Consider the following 5,713-nt stretch of genomic DNA (forward strand, 5'->3'; position numbering starts at 1 on the left):
GTTAGGAATAAGTTGATAGCTAGGGCATTTGCCGTGGTAAAAAGAGGAACACCGTATGTGGTCCTTCAGCAATATGCAGCTTAAAAAATAAAACTAAATTTTACTAGGATTTGATCTTGGAATACGTATATGGTTTGTTGCGTGGTTTAAGCACCTAATTTAGCAAATAAAAACCGAATAGAAAATCCGCGAGGATTTTCGTAAGTAGGCTAGAACTAGCAATAAATTATATACAGTGTTGTAGTGCGTTATTCTTCTTCGTCTGTATCTTTTTTAGGATTTCTTTTTTCATTCAAAAATTCTGCTGAACGTTGAATTATTAATTTCTTATCCTCATCAGTTAAATTCCATTTAGAATCATCTTCAAATGATATTTCTCCTTTTAATGCTTTCTGAAAAAGTTCCTCGTCCTTTTCATATTCCCCAATTAGATTTTCAGCAACTTTACTCATATATCTTAATCTTACTGGGTCTTTTATTTCGTTGTGTTCTATTATTGATTCTACTCGAATATCAATATTCCTTTGTTCTTTGAGTATAGTTCTGACGTAAGAATCTATTGTGTCAACTGTACTATTAGTGTCAGAAGCTGAACTTTCAGTCCATTCTAATAAGTTGGATATATTCTCGACTTTTGAACTAATATTGGATTGCATAAAATCAATTGTTGATGTAACATTGTCAATATTCTCAACAAGATTTTTAGTCGCTTTTTTAAATTGCTTATTGAATTTCTTTGCTTCTTTAATTAAATAAATATCAAGAATTTCATTTGGTGTTAAAACTGAATTTCTGCCATCTTTTCTAATTTTATATGTTCCTCCGCTTGTACAATGAGGTTTTTGTATTCCACTTGGAATTTCTAATCTAAATATTGGTTTTTCATTGGTGTTTTCAATAAAAATTGATAGTGAAATTGGTGGAATACAAGCTAAAGCTTTAGACATAATAACAAGTCTTGACTTGTCAGAAGTATCACAACCATAAATTTCCCCTACTTGCGTTTTTCCGTTTGATTTTTCATCGACTCCAATTAGAATTGTACCTCCATTATCTGAATTAGCAAAAGCTACTAAATCCTCGGATTTTAATCCTTTTAAGTCTCTTTTATAATCAACCTTTTCATTCTCTCCAGATTTTAAAAAATCTTTCGTGATTTTCGTTAGAGTTTTGAATGTTTGTTTAATTTTCATAGGTTGATTTTAATGCACTACAACGTGTTTGTGTATGATTTCGTTGCGTGTTTAAGCAACTAATTTAGCAAATAAATCACAGATAGAAAGTCCGCGAGGACTTTCGTAAGTAGGCTAAAACCAGCAATGAATTATACACGGTGTTGTGCTTTCGTTATTTTTCATTCAATTCATTGTCAATTATTGCAATAGTTTTATTTGTTAATCTAACAAGACCATATTTAAGCCAAACTTCATCGGCCGCATGATTTAAATATATTTTATTTAATGTTAGATAGGTGTCAGGATCTTTAACTAGAGCTGATAATTCCTTATTGCTTAATAAAAAATTAGGATGTGTTGGAATTAATGGATGAATTAAATATTCTTCTGGAATTACGGGAAGCATGTATAATCTAGCCATTAAATTTACGATCTTATTATCATTATCAACATATAGCATATCAGTTCTCCTGTCGGTAATTGCGTTTCTAGAACTAGTATAGTCTTTTAGTTTAGACAAGTTCTGCTTTAAGCTATCACTTAGCATTTCAAATTTACCAGAATTAATTGCTTCTTCTTGAACCGAATTCAATAAAGATAATGTTCTATCATAAATCATTTCAGACAGATAATACTTTAGACTATCAATAGGAATGGCATAATCTCCTACTGAATACAGAAGCACTTTATTAAATTTACTATTACTTTCATGTATTCCAAGTAGGTAATTATCCAACTCATTTTTATTGTTAAGCAATTCCTTTTTTAAGGCTAGCATGAGGTTGTTTTTGTTGTTTTCCAGCTTTCTATTCTCATTCCAATTATTTATCTGTAGAGCAATTAAAATTCCAATTACCACTAGCACAATTTCTCCAATGGCGTATTTAAAATACTTTCCAGTTTTGTTTTTCTCCATAAGTTCGTAACGTATTTTTCTAAAGAAATTTATCATTGGTTATTGATTGGTCATAATGAAGCACAACGGTTTTGTGTATGATTTGTAGCGTGTTGTAAGCACGTAATTTAGCAAATAAAACCCAAAATAAGAAAAACCAGCGGTTTTTCGTAAGTAGGCGAGAAGCAGCTATAAATTATACACGGTGTTGCCCATCAGGTATTTGTTTTTCACGCATTTGTTTTTCAGGCGCAATATATTCGTGCGTTGTTGATTTATACGTAATCTGCTTTTTTACTTAAAAATCAAAAAAAAATCTCCGATTTATAAACCAATTTTTTTTACGAATGTTTAGCGATTCTGATATTCAGCCAAAAGTTGTAGGATTGCTATATTTTCGATGCAATTGACAAAAGTTGGGCAAATCCAATTTCGTAAAATTCAGCCGTAACGTTTAGCGGAATTGCTAATCAGCCGGAAGTTGATGGTTTTCTAAATTTTCGATGTGATGATCTGAAGTTGGGCGAGCGGAAATTCAAGCGTAATATTTTTCACGTCCCGCAATTCCGCACGAGAAAAAAGTCCAGTGTAAAATTTGTCACGTTCAGATTGTTTTTCGTTCGTAAATAACTAAAGATATTAATGAAAGTACGATGTTTGTTGGTTTGGGATACTTGTGGGCAACGTGTTTGTGTATGGTTAGTTGCGTGGTTAAACAACTAAGTTAGCAAACTTTTACGAACCTGTGAATATTCCGCAGGAATATTCGCAAGTAGGGAAGAACCTAGCAATTAATTATACACGGTGTTGTACGCAGGCTTTTTCCTCCATTTTATTATTCTTATCAGACTAGGTATAATCGAAATGATTGCACTTGTTCCAATTATTAATCCGTAATTTATTTCATTCCAATGCAGTTTTCTGATTCCGTCATCACAAGCTGTACATTCCACAATTTTTAGATTGGCGCCAATTGCTGAAATTCCGATTAACAGAATTGAAAAAATCAGAACACATATAATTCCACTTTTCAGCACTTGAGTCAATTTTTGATTTAGATTTTCGAGTGTTAAAATCAAAGGAACTATTCCAAGTGTAATGTAGTAAGTTTTGTTCGAGAAAATATACATATTTTTTCCAACAAATTTTATTTTATCAGATGTTGACCATCTATAAATATCTTGAATTATATCACGAAAAAATGATTCGGAATAGAGAGCAATTCCAATTCCGATTATAAAGGCTAAAATTCCAAATATTATCTTTTTTTTCAAATTTGAGTGAGTTTTTCAGCTTGCGTACAACGTTGTTGTGTATGGTTAGTTGCGTGGTTAAGCAACTAATTTAGCAAAAATGGAACGAACCAGAGGAAATTCCGCAGGAATTTTCGCAAGTAGGCTAGAACCAAGCAATTAATTATACACGGTGTTGTACACCGTTTTTTTTATTTCCGATTGAGTATTTGTTCCACATATTTTCTGTGATTTTCAAATCCGTTTTTCTCTGGATTTTTCAAGTCAATCATTTCTCCAATTCCAGAGTCATAAATCTGCCAATTATGCTTTTTCGCCAATTCAATAAGTTCATAAAGTCCATTTTCTCCATATAAACTTAACATTGTGTTGCTCACAGGTTCATTATGAACAATAAAGTCAATTGTAAAATCAGTTCCGATTATTTCTCTGTGATTATCATCTTTTTTTATTTGGTCAAATGAGCTTTCCAAAATTCCATCAAAATCAGTCGGTTCAAGTTGGTTTTCGTCCAATTCCGCAACAGTATTTATTTTTTGTCTTGAATTAAAAAGTACAATATCCCAACTCATATTCTAAAAATTAAATTCATAAATATTCTGTTCAGCTCTTACTCTTTTTAAGCATTCGGTAATAAATTCTGAAACTCTTGAAGTCGGAATAATAGTGTAATCGTGTACAGTTCCGATTTCGTCTCTTTTATTAGAATCCCATTCGTATTCCGTTCCATTTTCATCAATAATGACTGATTTTCCCTCAAATATATCTTGCCATTCTACTCGTTGAATTAAATCAGGAATGTTCTCGTAAACAACTACTTGGTGTTCGGAATCTACTATGTCAATTAAGAATATCATTGGTTTCGTCAAATGGTGTACAACGTGGTTGTGTATGAGTTAGTTGCGTGGTTTGGCAACTAAGTTACTAAATATTTACCGAATAGAAAATCCGAGAGGATTTTCGTACGTAAGCTCTATAAAGCAATTAATTATACACGGTGTTAACTGTAGTAATTACTTGGTTTTTATTTGTTTGAGTATTTTCGATTTCTTGATATTCCACAATATTTATATTCCGATGATTCTGAATTAATTTTAATTATTAAACCTCTAATTTATAAAAAAAAAATCGAGCGATGCTCGATTTCCGTTAAGTTCGGCTTTTGCAAACTTGCTAAAATTCCGACTGAGTGAATTTCTGCAGTTTTCAATTCGGATTTGAGTGAGAATTCGGATTGAGTGAGATTCCAATTCCAATTAATCAAACGAGCTAAAATTCCAACGTATTTTTATTCAGATTTCGAGTGAGAAATTCGTGCGTTGTGTTTATTAATCTAACGTTTTAAAATTCAGAATTCGAGTGAGTTTTTTGCATTCAATTCGGCTTAAGCAACTTGTTTTTTTTTGCTTAAAGTTCCGAATTTGGTTGCGCTGCGTTATTACAGTTAACGGTTTTGTGTATGGTTAGTTGCGTGGTTTAAACACTAAAATTAGCAAATAAAAACGGAATAGAAAAGCCGAAGGGCTTTTCGTAAGTAAGCGAGAACCTAGCAATTAATTATACACGTTGTTAACTACAGGTTTTTTAGTTTATTTGGAATTCAGATGTCTAAAGTTTATTCGAAACAATCTGATGTCCTTAAAAGTCAATCAACAGTTTTAGGATGTTGTTCCGTTTTCTTGTTCAGTATCAATTCCGATAAGTTCAATCGCGTACATTTTAGCCGTAACGATACATGTTTCTTTTCAGAGTTGGTTTCTAAATCAATCTTTTTAATCTAAAATTTATTGGTTTTTTTAAATTTCAATCAGAGTAGAGTGAGCTGTTTCTTGGTTTTCTCGATTTATCTTTTTAACCTTAAATTATCTTGGTCGTTTTAGTTCAATCACGCACAGTTCAGCCGTAACGATACACGTTTCTTTTCAGAGTTGGTTTTCTAAATCAATCTTTTTAATCTAAAATTTAATTGGTTCTTTTAAAATTCAAACAGAGTAGAGTGAGCTGTTTCTTGGTTTTCTCGATTAATCTTTTAAAATCTAAATAATAATTGGTCTATTTATTATGCACAATACTTTTCAGATTGAGTGATTCCGCAGAGTGATTTTCTAATATTGGAAGTTAAAATGTATCAATCTTTGAAGGATGTTTATTGGTCTGGCAAACTTGTAGTTAACGGTTTTGTATATGGTTTGTTGCGTGTTTCAAGCACCTAATTTAGTAAATAATTACCGACCAAGAAAGTCCGCGAGGACTTTCGCAAGTAGGCAAGAAGCCAGCAATAAATTATATACGGTGTTGTAAGTAGTGCTTTATATTATTCGTTTTAATTCAGTTAATTCGTTTTCCGATAAAGACTGTTTCCATAGTTCATTCACTAACCACAATCCGCT

General features: G+C 31.8%; 5 protein-coding genes. All 5 read right to left on the reverse strand.

Going from position 1 to position 5,713, the window contains the following annotated elements; translation table 11 throughout:
- Window positions 1-248: 248 nt before the first annotated feature.
- The gene (locus ACJJVO_RS00260) at window positions 249-1,193 is read right to left on the reverse strand and encodes a helix-turn-helix domain-containing protein (RefSeq protein WP_405568993.1); all 945 of its coding nucleotides are present in this window, start codon (window positions 1,191-1,193) and stop codon (window positions 249-251) included.
- Window positions 1,194-1,347: 154 nt separating this feature from the next.
- Window positions 1,348-2,127, reverse strand: coding sequence for a DUF6090 family protein (locus tag ACJJVO_RS00265; RefSeq protein ID WP_405568995.1), 780 nt, complete (start codon window positions 2,125-2,127; stop codon window positions 1,348-1,350).
- A 734-nt stretch (window positions 2,128-2,861) separates the two neighbouring features.
- Entirely contained in the window at window positions 2,862-3,344 is a 483-nt protein-coding gene (locus tag ACJJVO_RS00270; protein WP_405568997.1) for a hypothetical protein, read from the reverse strand.
- 170 nt (window positions 3,345-3,514) lie between these two features.
- Window positions 3,515-3,895 (reverse strand): hypothetical protein, encoded by a 381-nt coding sequence (locus ACJJVO_RS00275; RefSeq protein WP_405568999.1) that lies wholly within the window; start codon window positions 3,893-3,895, stop codon window positions 3,515-3,517.
- A gap of 3 nt (window positions 3,896-3,898) precedes the next feature.
- Complete coding sequence (locus ACJJVO_RS00280; protein WP_405569002.1) at window positions 3,899-4,180, reverse strand: hypothetical protein; 282 nt, start codon at window positions 4,178-4,180, stop codon at window positions 3,899-3,901.
- Window positions 4,181-5,713 lie beyond the last annotated feature (1,533 nt).

The sequence above is a fragment of the Winogradskyella sp. Asnod2-B02-A genome (assembly GCF_045063645.1).
In the GTDB taxonomy this organism is placed as follows: Bacteria; Bacteroidota; Bacteroidia; order Flavobacteriales; family Flavobacteriaceae; genus Winogradskyella.